This is a genomic window from Saccharothrix sp. BKS2, assembly GCF_047689505.1.
In the GTDB taxonomy this organism is placed as follows: domain Bacteria; phylum Actinomycetota; class Actinomycetes; order Mycobacteriales; family Pseudonocardiaceae; genus Actinosynnema; species Actinosynnema lopnurensis.
In genome coordinates this window covers 39,440-52,744 of sequence record NZ_JAUQOL010000017.1, presented here as the reverse complement: position 1 = coordinate 52,744, position 13,305 = coordinate 39,440, and the positions used below count along the sequence as shown (strand labels likewise).

The window sequence follows — 13,305 nt, the reverse complement described above, 5'->3', positions numbered from 1 at the left end:
GCTACACCTCCGGTCGGGCCGTCCGCGTCGCCCCGACCGACGCCAGCACCACGCAGAACACCGCCGCCCACTGCGCGGGGTGCAGGGCCTCGTGGAGCACGACCAGGCCGGCCAGCGCGGCGACCGCGGGTTCCACGCTCATCAGGATGCCGAACACGCGCGGCGGGATGCGGCGCAGCGCCTCCAGCTCCAGCGAGTACGGGACGACCGAGGACAGCAGCGCCACCGCCGCGCCCGCGATCAGCACCACCGGGTCCAGCAGCGCCGTGCCCGCCTCGGCCACGCCGAACGGCAGCGCCAGCGCCGCGCCGAACACCATCGCCAGCGCCAGGCCCCGGCCGTCGGAGGTGCGGCTGCCCAGCGCCGCGCCCAGCAGGATGTACCCGGCCCAGCAGGCGCCCGCAGCCAGCGCGAACAGCACGCCTGCCGGCTCCAGCCCACCGTCCACCCTGGTCAGCATCAGCACGCCGGCCGCCGCGAGCAGCGCCCACAGGCCGTCCAGCCAGCGGCGCGAGCCGAACACCGCCACCGCCAGCGGGCCCAGGAACTCGAGGGTGACCGCCGCGCCCAGCGGGATGTGCTTGATCGCCTGGTAGAAGCACAGGTTCATGGCGCCCAGCACCAGGCCGAACGAGGCGATGACCACCCAGGTCCGGCGGTCCAGCCGCAGCGACGGGCGCCACACCACCAGCAGCACCAGCGCGGCCAGCACGAGCCGCAGCGTGACCGTGCCGGCCGCGCCCGCCAGGGTGAACAGCTGCTTGGCCACCGCCGCGCCGACCTGGACGCTGATCACGCCCAGCAGCACCAGGGCGGGCGGCGGGACCGCGCCGAACGCCCTGGACGCGAACCCGACCGGCCCCGAGCGGTGATACCTGCGTTCGGGGATGCCTTCGACGTGCACCGTGACCACGTCACCCATCCTGACAGCCCGCTCACCGGGGCCTCACCTGGATTGTGTGAGGCTTGGCCCACGCTGTTGGGAGAGAGCGAGGACCTGCTGTGCCGCGTCGGCGTCACGCCGCCCTGATCCTGGTGGGACTGACCGCGCTGGCCTCGTGCAGCGCGGGGCCGTCGACCCGCCCGGTGATCGCCGTGCACGGCGACGGCGGGCAGACGTCGCAGGTCGTGGTGCCGCCCGGTCCGCGCGAGGTCCCGCCGCTGGCGAACTACGAGCGGGACGCCCTGCCCTGGTCCTCGTGCACCGGGGAGACCCGGGACCGGATGGGCGGCACCGCGCCCGCGGGCGGTCAGGAGTACGAGTGCGCGCGGCTGACCGTGCGGCTGGACGTGCCGAGCAGGCCCGGCCGCGGCAGCCTCACCACGGCGCTGCTGCGCGTGGGCACCGGCGGCAGCCCGCTGGTCGTGGTCGGCGACGCGGAGGGCGAGCCGGGCACGCTGAAGGCCGCGCGGCTGGCGGCGACGCTGCCCGCGGAGCTGCTGTCCACCTACACCCTGATCGGCGTGGACCGGCGGGGCACGGGCCGGTCGGACGGCGTGCAGTGCGTGCCGGACTCGTCGCGGGAGGCCATCGTGGAGGCCGACCCGGGCGAGCCGGGGTCGGAGGACCTCCAGGACGCGCTGACCAGGGCGAGCCAGGAGTGCGTGATCGACCTGGAGAACAGGCTGCCCGCGGTCGACTCCTGGCGCGCGGCGGCCGACCTGGAGCAGCTGCGCGAGGTGCTGGGCGTGCCGCACCTCAACGCCATCGGCGTCGGCGAGGGCTCCGGGGTGCTCACCCTGTACGCGAGCCGGTACCCGGACCGCATCGGCCGGATGGTGTTCGACGGCGCGCCGGACCCGACGCTGGACGCGCAGGGCGTGGCCGAGGCGCGCGCGGTGGCGGCCGGTGAGGCGTTCGCCGCGTTCGGGCGGGACTGCGCGGTGCGCGGGTGCCCGCTGGGCGGGGACGCGGAGGAGCGGTTCACGGCGCTGCTGGAGGAGCTGCGGGACGAGCCGCTGCGCGGGGCGGACGTGGACCTGACCCCCGGCACGGCGACGGTGGCGGTGCTGGCGGGGTTGGCGGACCGGTCGCGCTGGCCGGCGCTGGCGGACGCGCTGGTCGCGGCGGAGGGCGGGGACGGGAGCGCGTTGAGCGCCTTCGTCGAACCGCTGCTGCTCGACCAGGACGACAGCCCGCCGTGGCTGGACGCCGGGATCATCACCTCGTGCAACGACACCACCACGCGGATCCCGCCGGAGCGGGTGAACAGCGTGGCGGAGGACTGGCGGGGCAAGCACCCGCTGTTCGGCGCCCACTTCGCGCGCAAGCTGCTGACGTGCGGGCCGTTCCCGGTGCCGCAGGAGGTGGACGTGCCGAAGCCGGCGGGCGCGCCGCCGGTGCTGGTGCTGACCACGGCCGCCGACCCGGTGACGCCGGCGGCGGGCGCGGAGCGGGCGGCCCAGTCGCTGCCGGCCGGGGTCGTGGTCGGCTGGCAGGGCAGCGGGCACGGGGCGCTGGGGCAGTCGGCCTGCGCGACGGCGGCGGCCCAGGCGTTCCTGGTCGACGCCCGGGTGCCGAACTCGGGCACGGTCTGCCCGCCCTGATCGGGGACGGTGGTCGCCGGCACCGGCCTCGGCCCCGGCGCGCCGAGCGGCCGGGGCCTGGTGGTCGGCCGGTCGGCCGCTAACAGCTCGAACAGCACCCGCAGCCGGGACCCGTGCACCCGCCGCAGCAGTTGCAGCCGTCGAGCCGGACCTGCTCCGGAGTCGTGCTCTCCACCATGATGACCTCCGTGGTTCGGGCGGATACCCCTGCGACCGAAGGTATTTCGCCCTCGCGGTGCGCCCTACCGCTGGGCGTGGGACGCCCCCTCACTCGATAGCGGAACGCCGACCGCCGAGCGGTTGCACTACGTGGTCGGCCTCCCGTCAGTCGGACAGCTCGTCCAGCGCCCGCTGGGCCGCCTCCAGCTCCGCGCGCAGCTGCTCGACGCGCGCGAGGTGCCGTTCCCGCGCGGCCGTCAGCACGCTGTCCACCGCCTCGTCCACCTCCGGCGGCAGCAGCTTCGCCGCCTGGGCCACCGCCGAGGCCGCCACGGGCGCCGACCTCAGCGTCCGCTTCGACCCCCACTGCACGTCCACGGTCCACTCGCCCTCCGCGGTGGACACCAGCGTCACCGTCACCTCGGCGGGCTTGCCCTTGCGGGCGCCGGGCGGCTTCGCGGCGGGCGCGGGCCTCGGGGTCGGCGCGGGCGCGGGCTTCGGCTTGGGCGGCGGCGGCGCGGGCGTGTAGATGTGCTCGACCGGCGCGGGCGCCGCCGGCTCGGGCTCCTTCGGCGCGACGGGCGCGCGCTTGCGCGGGGCGGGCTTCTCCACGGTCAGCTCGCCGGGCGAGAACGACAGGTCGTCCCGGTCCCCCGTCGGCCGCACCTGGATGAAATCGCCCTCCTCCGGTTCGGTGAACGCCATCACCTTCCCCGACCGGCCGGCCTCCACCCCCACCGCGGCGGAGGTGAACCAGACCGCGGGCGGCCGGCCCGCGGTCAGCTCCGCGCGCAAGTGCTCGATGTCCTCGGGGGACAACGAGTTCGGCTTCCCCTTCGCCATCTCGGCCACCTCCACAACTCGCACAAGTGTTCGGTCGTGAAGTTTGCCCTATGCCACCGACAGTGCCGGAGGTCGGTGGTGTTCCCCGCGGGCGACCCCGGAAAAAGGGGTGAGGGGCCCCGCGCGGACGTCGCCGTCCACACGGGACCCCTCACCCGGGGGTGCCGGCTCAGGAGCCGAAGGTGATCCAGTTGACGTTGACGAAGTCCGCGGGCTGGCCGCTGGTGAACGTCAGGTAGACGTCGTGGCGGCCGGTCAGCCCGGAGATGTTCGCCGGGACCGTGCGCCAGCTCTGCCAGCCGCCGGTGTTGGCGATGGAGAAGCTGCCGACCGGGGTGGCCGTCGGGCTGCCGACGCGGACCTCCACCAGGCCGCTCACGCCGCCCGACGCGCCGCTGGCCACCCGGGCGGTGAACTGCCTGCCGGTGCGGGAGCCGAAGTCGACGCCCCGGTACAGCGCCCAGTCGCCGTTGGCGATGCCGGCGATGTTCTCGCCGCCTCCGGTGTCGGAGGTCGTCTCGCGGACCAGGCCGCGGTGCTGGTCGTGGGACTCGGCCTGGATGGTGCCGAACGCGTTGCGGGACGTGGGCGGCGTGGTGGTGGTCGTCGTCGTGGTCGTGGTGGTCGTCGTGGTGGTGGTGCTCGTGGTCGTCGTGGAGGTCGGGACCACGCCGCCCGAGCCGGTGTCGGTGCCGCTGCCGGCCGGGCCGCGCCACGCGGTGGACGACGCGGGCACGCTCAGCGTCTGGCCGTCGGAGAAGGTGACCGTGGTCGCCGCGGTGCCCGGGTTGTAGGCGACGTAGGTGCGGGCGCCGTTCTTGGTCAGCACGGCGTGCGTGGGCACGTTCGCGGTGACCGAGGTGTCCGGGGTGCCGAAGGTGTTCAGCGAGGTCAGCCAGTGGTGGGCGTGGGCGCGGGAGTCACCGCTCTCCGGCTCCAGGCCGCTGCCGTACTGGGACAGCGCCTGCGCCGGGTCGGCCAGCGCCAGGAACTGGGTGATGACGTCCTTCCACTCGACCTCGGTGCCGCCGTTGTTGGCGCGCAGCTCGTTGATGTTCTGGAGGATGTCGGCCTTGTAGTCGGCGTGGTAGAGCGAGCCGCCGGTGATCGGCAGCATGTTGATGCCGTGGATCTCCTCGGGGTTGGCCGTCCACCACGTGCTGTAGCTGCCGCCCGCGCCCCAGACGATGCCGAGGGTGTCGTGCCCGTAGGCCGACGGGAAGACCGCGTTGTCCTTGTCGAACCAGTACTGGCCGATCGTGGTCTCCTGCGTGGTGTGCAGGTAGATGCCGGCGTCGCGCAGCCCGGTGTCACCGGTGGCCTGCCCGAACAGCACGGCCGCGGTGGCGTACATCATCGCCTCGGACGAGGACTCCTCGTTGTTGCCGTGCGCGAAGCCGGCGTGGCCGGAGGCCCAGCCGTGGCCCGCGTAGGCGTCGAAGTTGCGCAGGAACGGGAAGCGCGACTCGGACCGGTCGTGGTTGTTGGCGTCCTTGAGGATCAGCTTGACCATGCCGCCGTAGCGGGAGTCGCTCGCCCACGCCGCGTCGTGCTGCGCGACGATCGCGGCGGCCAGCGCGTAGTAGCCGTAGTGGAAGTGGTGGTCGTTCAGCTCGGCGTCGGTGCCGTAGCCCGCGGGGTAGCCGATGAGCGTGCCCCACGTGGCGTCGTAGGCGAAGTGCCGGCCGGACTCGCCGGAGGAGGCGGTGAGCCAGTCGGTGAGCCGGTCGCGGACCAGGGTCAGGAGCCGGTCGCGGCCCTCGGTGTAGCCGATCTGGTTGGCCACCGGCACCAGCGCGGCCAGTCGCCACAGCGCCTTGCCGGTCCAGTAGGTGTCGACCGCGCCCTTCCACGGGTCGGCGGCGTTGAGCTCCTGGTCGATCTCGGCGCGCAGGCGGTTCTTGTCGGCCGCCGGCGACAGGGGCAGGGCCGGCAGGACGCCGTTGAACGCGCTGCGCGTGGTGAACGAGGCGCCCTCGCGCAACCGCATCTCACCGCGCGGCGAGGTGTAGCGGTAGCCGGTGGTGGCGTCGGTGGAGTTGAGCCACTGGTGCCGGTAGAGGGCCTGGAGGGTGCCCGTCTGGGTGCCCTGGCGGGCGGTCGTGGTGGCCGTGTAGGTGGCGCTGAGCTGGGCGTTGGCCGAGTTGTACGACCAGCTCACCTTCGTGTCGGTGACGAAGGAGAACGCGTAGCGCTGGAACAGGCTCAGCGCGTCCCGGCTCGGCAGCACCGCGACGGAGAAGAACGACGCGGGCGAGGTGGCCTCGGCGGTGCCGGTGACCGACCAGTTCGCCGGGGAGAACAGGGCGTAGTCGTGGCCGTTGACGGTGACGCCCAGGGTGGTGCCGGTGTTGCTCCAGATCGTCGTGGACCCGTTGAAGCCGACCCGGGCGTTGCCGCCGGTGGCCTCCGCGTAGACGTACGGCGAGCCGTGGCCGATGGTGGTGCGCAGGGTGCGGGTGCCGTCGGTCCACAGAGGAGTGACGGTCCAGTCTGACCAGCCGTCGACCTGCGTGCGCGGCGCGTTGAGGCCGCTCACGCCGATGAACAGCTCGTCCTGGTGCATGAACTCGTAACCGCGGCCGTCGGGGGTGATGACCGGGTTGGTCGGGTAGCCGACGCCCAGGCCCTGCGCGGCCGCGTGGAAGGTCAGCGGGTGGGCGTACATGTTCTCGGAGTACGGGTTGCCCGCGTAGCGCTGGAAGGCCAGCGAGGACCACCAGTCGTTGGTCGGGACCGGGCGGCCGGCCACGCGCGAGGTGACCTTCGGGGAGACGGCCGCGCCGTCGGAGTTGGTCGGGCCGGTGGTGCCCGCCGGCCGGGTGGTGGCGTAGCTGCCGGAACCGACGGTGACGGCGCCGGCGGTGCCGGGCAGGGCCAGCGGGATGGCGGCGGCCGCGGCCACGGCGACCGCCAAAGCCGCCAGGTGTGGGCGAATCGAACGCACGGGAACCTCCAGCAGGGACTCACAGCTCTGTGAGCGGAAGCGCATGAGAGCGCTCTCACACCTGTGAACGGTAAACGCCCGGTTGCCCGCCTGTCTACGGTTGACCGCGACTTGCGGTGTCAAGGCGTCTCACCGCGCCGCCCCCGTGACGTCGTGCGACGCCCCTCGCGGTCCGGTCAGGACGCGTGGTCGCCCTCGCCGTCGACGGCGTCCTCCGGGCTTTCGGAGGGGTCTTCGGCGGAGTTCCCGGCGGGGTTCCCGGCCGGGGTCTCGTCCGGGGTCTCGTCCGGGTCCTCGTCCACCCGGAGGCGGTACTCGCAGCCGTACTCGACGGCGTACTCCAGGTCGTAGTGGTGGACGATCTTGGGACCGCCGTGGAGGTGCACGTGGGTGAGCGTCTGCTTCGGCGAGGCCGGCGGTCCGGTGCGCGAGTCGACCCGGCCGTCGAGGGGACCGCCGACGAACCGGACCACGTACGCCTGCGTCATCGGTGTGCCTCCCTCTCCCGGCGTTCCCGTCCATGGTACGGGCGGACCAGTCGGACCAGGGCCGATCCGCTGTCGGGAACAGCCGGTCGGACCAGTGCCCGAACCGGTGTCAGGACAGGTCGGCGGGGGTGTCGGAGGTCGTGGGGACCCCCGGTCGGGTGCCGGTCGGGGCCGAGGTGCGCGGGACCGGCGGCCTACTGCTGGTCCCGCTTGCGCGAGGGCTGCACGCGCGGCGGCTCGCCGGGCATCTTGGGGTAGTCGGGCGGGTAGGGCAGCTCGCCGCGCTCGTCGCCGGCGTACCAGTCCAGCAGGGTGTCGAGGCCGAACGCCTCGTCGTCCAGGCCGGCGTGCGGGTCGCCGTGCTCGGCCAGCCGCGCCGGCGCCGTGAGCACGTCGAAGTCGTCCGGGTCTACAGTGGACAGCTCGTCCCACGTCACGGGCATCGACACGGTGGCCCGGGGCGTGCCGCGCACCGACCAGGCGGACGCGATGGTGCGGTCCCGCGCGGCCTGGTTGTAGTCCAGGAAGACGCGCTCGCCGCGCTCCTCCTTCCACCACGACGTGGTCGCCCGGTCCGGCGCCCGGCGCTCCACCTCGCGCGCCAGCGCGATCACCGCGTGCCGCACGTCCACGAAGTCCCACTCCGGCCGGATGCGCACCGCCACGTGGACGCCTCGACCCCCGGAGGTCTTCGGGTAGCCGACGAGACCGAGCTCGTCCAGCACCTCGCGCAGGACCAGCGCCACGTCCACGGCGTCCCGGAAGTCGGTGCCCGGCTGCGGGTCGAGGTCGACGCGCAGCTCGTCCGGCCGGTCGGTGTCGGAGCTGCGCACGGGCCAGGGGTGGAAGTCGAACGTGCCGAGGTTCGCCGCCCACGCCAGCACCGCCGGCTCGGTCGGGCACACCTCGTCCGCGGGGCGTCCCGAGGGGAACTTGATGCGCGCCGTGCCGACCCACTCGGGCGCCCCCTTGGGCAGCCGCTTCTGGTAGAACGCCTCCCCCTCCACGCCGTCCACGTAGCGCTTCAGCGTGGTGGGGCGGTCGCGCAGCACACGCAACAGCGGTTCGGCCACGGCCAGGTAGTACTCGACCACCTGGAGCTTCGTGATCCCTCGTTCGGGGAAGTACACCTTGCCCGGGTTGGACACCCGGACCACGCGCTCACCGACGCTCAGTTCCACCGCTTGGGCCACCCGGGTGAGCCTAGTCCCGATCGGCCTCGACGTCGGGGAGGACGTTCGCCGCACAGTGCGTGCCGGGTGGGGATTCCACCCGCGCTTAACCCGATCGCATGCAAGTGGTCGAACGCACGCCTGCCCCGACCGCGCTCCGATAAAGTCCTGAGCCGACCACGGAGCGCAATCGGGGAGGTTTGTGCCGTGACCGGCGAGAGCGGGGGTTCGACGGGGGACGTCGGCCAGTACGCCCTGGACCAGTACCGCCGGCAGGGTGGGGGTGGGCTCATGAGCGTGTTGACCATGGGCTTGAGCGACGTCGTCGCCGCCACCAAGGCGGTCGCCGCCGCGAACGAGGCGCAGGCGCTCTCGGTGGACCCCCACGCGGTCGACTCGATGCTGCACAAGCTCACCGAGATGCAGGACGCCCTGGACGGGATACAACAACGCGCGGACATCCTGATCACCCAGACCCCCATCGGGCGCGGGTACGCCGAGGAGATCGGCAGCGTGAACAAACAACTCGGCCAGCAGGTCGTCAGCGAGCTGATCCCGGAAATGGTCAAAGCGATCGGGGACCTCAAGGACCAGGTCGACAAGAGCCGGACCTCCTACCGGAACGTCGACGAAGCCAAGTCGCAGGCGATCAACAACCTCTGACAGGACGACGCAACTCCCATGAACCGCGAACTCGCCCGTCTCCCGATCGCCTGCCTCGCCGGACTCGCGTTGCTGGCCGGCGCGGCTTGCTCCGGTGACGGCACCGCGGGAACACCGACGCCCGTGCCGACCACCGGGACCACGACAGGCGCCTCCACCCCGAGCAGTTCGCCCGCCGGTGACGACGCCTTCGCCGGCATCGCACCGTGCGACCTGCTGACCAGCGGCGAAGTGACCCAGTTGGGCCTGACGAACCCGGGCGAGGCCGATCAGATCGGTGGTGCCGAGGCGTGCGGTTGGAAGGTCAGCGGGAACGGCGGCCTGCTCGCCGCGCTCAACCCGACCAAGGGCTTCGCGGACCTCGACTACGAGGGCGAGAAGACCTCACCCGTCAAGGCCGGGCGGTACGACGCCGTCCTGGTCGAGGCACATGCCGGCGCCGAGAACATCTGCCACGTGGTGATCGAGGTTTCCGGCTCGTCGAGCCTCCAGGTTATCTCGAACCTCACCGCCGGCTCCACCGACACCGCCGCGGCCTGCGAGCGGGCGACCGACGCCGCCGAGTTGATCGCACCCAAGCTGCCCTGACCCGCAGTCCGACGCGTCCCGAGGGGGGATGACATGACGATGGAGAAGCCTCCGGTCCCCGAACCGACCGCGAACTACCCCGCGCACCGGCACGAGGACATGAAGCGGCAGGTCGAGGAGAACTTCAACCCCGGTTCGGCCGGTGAGATCGCCGGCGAGTGGGAGTCGATCGGCGCCACCTTCACGCAGCTGGCGGTCGACTTCCAGGTCATCGTCAGCGGCTCGGAGTCGGGCTGGACCGGCAGCGCCGGGGAGGGCGTCCGGGCGGCCCTGGCCAAGGTCGGCCGGTTCAGCGACATGACCGGCGACCACTTCACCGCCACGGGCACGGCGCTGCACCACCAGACGACCGCCGCCTCCGAGGCGAAGACCCGCATGCCCGACCCGGTCGAGTACGACCCCCGGAAGATGTTCACCGACGCGATCGGCAGCGGCAGCCTCTTCCAGCTCGCCGCGCTCCCGGTGACCATGCCCCTGCAGAAGGCCAGGTCCGAGAACGCGAAGGCCGAGGCCGTCCAGGTGATGCAGGTCCGGGACGACACGATGCGGTCCGCCACCTCGTCGATGCCGGCCTTCGCCGAGCTCCCGACCGTCACCCGGGACCAGGGCACGGCCACCACCTCCAACCGGGCGGACTCCTCGGTCACCACGCACTCGGTCGACCCGACCTCGCGGACCGGCTCGCCGGAGACGGCGGGCACCCGGCGCGGTGACAGCGGGGGCGACGACACCGGCACCACCCACGCCTCGTGGACCACGCCGTCGAACGTCACCCCGCCGACCGTCACGCCCCCGGTCGCCCCGCCCCCGATCACGACCGCGCCGCCGATCCAGCCCCCGTGGGTGCCCCCACCGGGCGCCCGGCCGCCGGGCGGCAACCAGAACGTCCCGCCCCGCCGGCCCGTCCCGCCACCCGGTGTCCGGCCACCCGGCACGCGTCCCGGGCCTTCCGGGAGCGGCACCGGACGCGGCGGTCCCGGCGGGCTCGGCGGTCCGGGCGGCCGTCCCGGTGGGCCCGGTGGGATGCCCGGCGGCGGCGTGCCGGGTGGCGCCGGCGGCGCGGGTGGACGGGGCGGGTTCGGTCCGCTGGGCGCGGGCGGCCAGTCCGGGTTCGGCCCGACCGGCACCCCCGGACCGGGCGGGCAGGGCGGGCACGGCGGACCGGCGGGCGGTCGCGGGGCGGCCGGGACGCCGGGCGCGGCGGGCGGCGCGGGCGGCATGGGTGCCGGAGCAGGCGCCGGCCAGGGGGCCGAGGACCAGGAGCACCAGTCCAAGTACCTCATCCCCACCGACGACTACTTCGACGACGAGCGGCTCGTCGCCCCACCCACCATCGGCGAGTAGAGGCGAATGAGCACCATCGCGACGCTGTCCCCGCCCGCGTTCGAGGTCCTCTGGGAGGACCTGCGGGCGGGCTCGGTGCCCTACCCGTTCGACATCCCCCCGCACGGCGCGACCCTGGACGAGCGCGCCCGGATCCGGGCGGACGTGCACACCGACCTCGAACGCCGTGGCCTGGCCCGCCGCGGCCGCCCGGAACCGGACCTGGAGGACGCGCTGCGCCTGCTGACCGACCCGGAGACCGCGATCACCGTGCTGGGCGTGCCGGACGTGGCGAAGGACGACCTGCTGCGCGCCCTGGTGGCGGCGCGCGGCCGGTACGCGGTGCTCGCCGTCCAGGGACCGGACGGCGTGCGGCTCGACCTGCTGCGCGACGTCGGCCTGGCCCAGGCGGCGGTGAGCGTGCTGCCGCCGCGCCCGCCGGGTCCCGGCCGGCCGGTCACCGTGCCGGCCTCGGCCCTCCAACCCCAGCCGCAGCAGGGCTTCCGGCAGACCGTGCGCGGCGGGAACGACGACGTCCGGGTGCTGCGGGAGATGCTGGCCGGCCCGATCACGGGCACCGGCCACCTCACCGCGACACCCCGGCGCCGAGCGGACCAGCCCGCCCCGCCCGCCGTCACCTGGATCGACACGCCGCGCGGCCGGTACGCGAGCATGGGCACCGACTGGCTCACCGTCGCGCCGGCCGACCACGGGGGGCTCGTGCGCAGGCTCAGCCAGGCGCTCGCGCCGACAGCCCGGTGACGAACGACTCCAGCGCCAGCTCGAAGCTGTCGTGGTCCAGCTCCTGGGCCACGCCCGGCAGCAGGTGGGCCTTGTCCAGGTTCGGGTACCGGCCCCGGTAGAGGGTCTGGTCCTCGGAGAAACCGCTGGAGAACGTGCTCAGCGCCGCGCCGAACACCAGGTACATCAGCCCGGCGGCGATCATGGTGGCCTCCCGCCGCGACCAGCCGGCCGCCACCAGCCCGCCGTGCACGAGGTCCAGGCGCCGCAGGGACGCCTCGCGGTGCGCGGGTCCGTAGGCGAGGAACGGGACGATGTTGGGGTGCCGGGCCAGCGCCGACCGGTAGGACCACGCGGCGCTGCGCAGGCCGCCGCGCCAGTCGCCGCCGTCGAAGCCGGACACGTCGACCTTCTCCAGGATCTCCGCCGCGACCTCGTGCAGCAGGTCGTCCTTCGTGCTCACGTGCCCGTACAGGGACGCCGCCTGGACGCCCAGCTCGCCGGCCAGTTTCCGCATCGACAGGCCGTCCAGCCCGTCACGGTCGATGATGTGCAGGGCGGCGGTCCGGATGCGCGAGGCGCTCAGGATCGGGTTCCTCGGCATGTCGCTCCCCTTGCCCACAGGTCTGGTCCGCGCCTAGGTTAGATAACCTAACACCGTTCGTTTAGGAGGACACCGGGGTGGATCTGCGCATCTCCGACGAGCACCGGCAGCTGCGGGAGCTGGCTCACCGGTTCACCGAGGAGCGCGTCGTCCCGCACGCCGCCCGCTGGGACCGCGACGAGGCGATCGACCGCGACCTGGTGCCGGCGCTCGGCGAGGTGGGCTTCCTGGGCCTGGGCGTGCCCGAGGAGCTCGGCGGCTCGGGCGGCGACCACCTGGCGTACTGCCTGGTCCTGGAGGAGATCGCGCGCGGCGACTCGGCCGTGCGCGGCATCGTCTCGGTCTCCCTCGGCCTGGTCGCCAAGTCCATCGCCGGGTACGGCACCGACGCCCAGCGGCAATGCTGGCTGCCCGACCTGTGCGCGGGCCGCGCGCTGGGCTGCTTCGGCCTCACCGAACCCGGCACGGGCTCCGACGCGGCCTCCCTGACCACCAGGGCCGTGCGGGACGGCGACGACTGGGTCGTCACCGGCCGCAAGGTGTTCATCACCAACGGCACCTGGGCCGACGTGGCCCTCGTCTTCGCCCGGACGGGTGGCCCCGGCGCGCGGGGCATCACCGCCTTCCTCGTGCCGACCGACTCGCCCGGCTTCACCGCCACCGAGATCCGAGGCAAGCTCGGGATGCGCGGCCAGGCCACCGCCGAGCTGGCCCTCGACGGCGTCCGCGTCCCCGACGAGCACCGGCTCGGTGAGGAGGGGCGGGGCTTCCGGATCGCCATGGCGGCGCTGGACCGCGGCCGGATGTCCGTGGCCGCGGGCTGCGTCGGCGCGGCGCGCGGCGCGCTGGAGGCCGCCGTGGGCTACGCCAAGCAGCGCGAGCAGTTCGGCAAGCCCATCGCGAGCTTCCAGCTCGTGCAGGAGCTGCTCGCCGACATGGCCGTGGAGACCGACGCGGCCCGCCTGCTCACCTGGCGCTGCGCCGACCTGGCCGACCGGGGCGAGCCGTTCGGCACCGAGGCGTCCATGGCCAAGCTCTACGCCAGCGAGGCCTCCGTGCGGGTGGCCGACCGGGCGGTCCAGGTCTTCGGCGGCTACGGCTACACCGACGAGTACCCGGTGGGCAAGTACCTGCGGGACACCCGGGTCACGACCCTCTACGAGGGCACCAGCCAGATCCAGAAACTGCTCATCGGCCGGGCGCTGACCGGCATCAACGCGTTCGCCTAGG

12 protein-coding genes are annotated in these 13,305 nt (G+C 73.6%); 6 read left to right on the top strand and 6 right to left on the bottom strand.

Features of this window, described 5'->3' with window-relative positions; genetic code table 11:
• Position 1: 1 nt before the first annotated feature.
• Positions 2-922 (bottom strand): EamA family transporter, encoded by a 921-nt coding sequence (locus tag Q5530_RS31125; RefSeq protein WP_415366391.1) that lies wholly within the window; start codon positions 920-922, stop codon positions 2-4.
• Between the two features lie 80 nt (positions 923-1,002).
• Between Q5530_RS31125 and Q5530_RS31120 the strand changes: the two genes are divergently transcribed.
• Positions 1,003-2,547, top strand: coding sequence for an alpha/beta hydrolase (locus Q5530_RS31120; RefSeq protein ID WP_380643029.1), 1,545 nt, complete (start codon positions 1,003-1,005; stop codon positions 2,545-2,547).
• 324 nt (positions 2,548-2,871) lie between these two features.
• On the opposite strand, the gene Q5530_RS31115 is transcribed toward Q5530_RS31120, so the two are convergent.
• The 4 genes from Q5530_RS31115 to ligD form a co-directional block, all read right to left on the bottom strand.
• Positions 2,872-3,549, bottom strand: a complete 678-nt coding sequence (locus tag Q5530_RS31115) for a DUF6319 family protein (RefSeq protein WP_415366390.1) — start codon at positions 3,547-3,549, stop codon at positions 2,872-2,874.
• Between the two features lie 169 nt (positions 3,550-3,718).
• Entirely contained in the window at positions 3,719-6,496 is a 2,778-nt protein-coding gene (locus Q5530_RS31110) for a glycosyl hydrolase (protein WP_415366389.1), read from the bottom strand.
• Between the two features lie 176 nt (positions 6,497-6,672).
• The gene (locus Q5530_RS31105; RefSeq protein WP_415366388.1) at positions 6,673-6,984 is read right to left on the bottom strand and encodes a hypothetical protein; all 312 of its coding nucleotides are present in this window, start codon (positions 6,982-6,984) and stop codon (positions 6,673-6,675) included.
• 194 nt (positions 6,985-7,178) lie between these two features.
• Positions 7,179-8,177, bottom strand: a complete 999-nt coding sequence (gene ligD, locus Q5530_RS31100; protein WP_415366387.1) for a non-homologous end-joining DNA ligase — start codon at positions 8,175-8,177, stop codon at positions 7,179-7,181.
• Positions 8,178-8,363: 186 nt separating this feature from the next.
• Between ligD and Q5530_RS31095 the strand changes: the two genes are divergently transcribed.
• From Q5530_RS31095 to Q5530_RS31080, 4 genes are read left to right on the top strand one after another with little or no spacing between them, the layout of a single operon-like run.
• Positions 8,364-8,819, top strand: coding sequence for a hypothetical protein (locus Q5530_RS31095; protein ID WP_415366386.1), 456 nt, complete (start codon positions 8,364-8,366; stop codon positions 8,817-8,819).
• An 18-nt stretch (positions 8,820-8,837) separates the two neighbouring features.
• Positions 8,838-9,407, top strand: coding sequence for a DUF3558 family protein (locus tag Q5530_RS31090; protein WP_415366385.1), 570 nt, complete (start codon positions 8,838-8,840; stop codon positions 9,405-9,407).
• A 33-nt stretch (positions 9,408-9,440) separates the two neighbouring features.
• Complete coding sequence (locus Q5530_RS31085) at positions 9,441-10,751, top strand: hypothetical protein (RefSeq protein ID WP_415366384.1); 1,311 nt, start codon at positions 9,441-9,443, stop codon at positions 10,749-10,751.
• A 6-nt stretch (positions 10,752-10,757) separates the two neighbouring features.
• Entirely contained in the window at positions 10,758-11,492 is a 735-nt protein-coding gene (locus Q5530_RS31080; protein WP_415366383.1) for an ESX secretion-associated protein EspG, read from the top strand.
• Here Q5530_RS31080 and Q5530_RS31075 read toward each other — a convergent pair.
• Positions 11,461-12,075, bottom strand: coding sequence for a TetR family transcriptional regulator (locus Q5530_RS31075; RefSeq protein ID WP_380642678.1), 615 nt, complete (start codon positions 12,073-12,075; stop codon positions 11,461-11,463). The genes Q5530_RS31080 and Q5530_RS31075 overlap by 32 nt on opposite strands.
• A 77-nt stretch (positions 12,076-12,152) precedes the next feature.
• Here Q5530_RS31075 and Q5530_RS31070 point away from each other — a divergent pair, with 77 nt between their 5' ends.
• Positions 12,153-13,304, top strand: a complete 1,152-nt coding sequence (locus tag Q5530_RS31070; protein WP_415366382.1) for an acyl-CoA dehydrogenase family protein — start codon at positions 12,153-12,155, stop codon at positions 13,302-13,304.
• Position 13,305 lies beyond the last annotated feature (1 nt).

What these genes read in the sequence shown, in the direction of transcription:
- Q5530_RS31105 (WP_415366388.1), bottom strand. Translation starts at nt 6,984, where the DNA reads ATGACGCAGGCGTACGTGGTCCGGTTCGTCGGCGGTCCCCTCGACGGC.
- Q5530_RS31115 (WP_415366390.1), bottom strand. Translation starts at nt 3,549, where the DNA reads ATGGCGAAGGGGAAGCCGAACTCGTTGTCCCCCGAGGACATCGAGCAC.
- Q5530_RS31080 (WP_415366383.1), top strand. Translation starts at nt 10,758, where the DNA reads ATGAGCACCATCGCGACGCTGTCCCCGCCCGCGTTCGAGGTCCTCTGG.
- Q5530_RS31075 (WP_380642678.1), bottom strand. Translation starts at nt 12,075, where the DNA reads ATGCCGAGGAACCCGATCCTGAGCGCCTCGCGCATCCGGACCGCCGCC.
- Q5530_RS31085 (WP_415366384.1), top strand. Translation starts at nt 9,441, where the DNA reads ATGACGATGGAGAAGCCTCCGGTCCCCGAACCGACCGCGAACTACCCC.
- Q5530_RS31090 (WP_415366385.1), top strand. Translation starts at nt 8,838, where the DNA reads ATGAACCGCGAACTCGCCCGTCTCCCGATCGCCTGCCTCGCCGGACTC.
- Q5530_RS31125 (WP_415366391.1), bottom strand. Translation starts at nt 922, where the DNA reads ATGGGTGACGTGGTCACGGTGCACGTCGAAGGCATCCCCGAACGCAGG.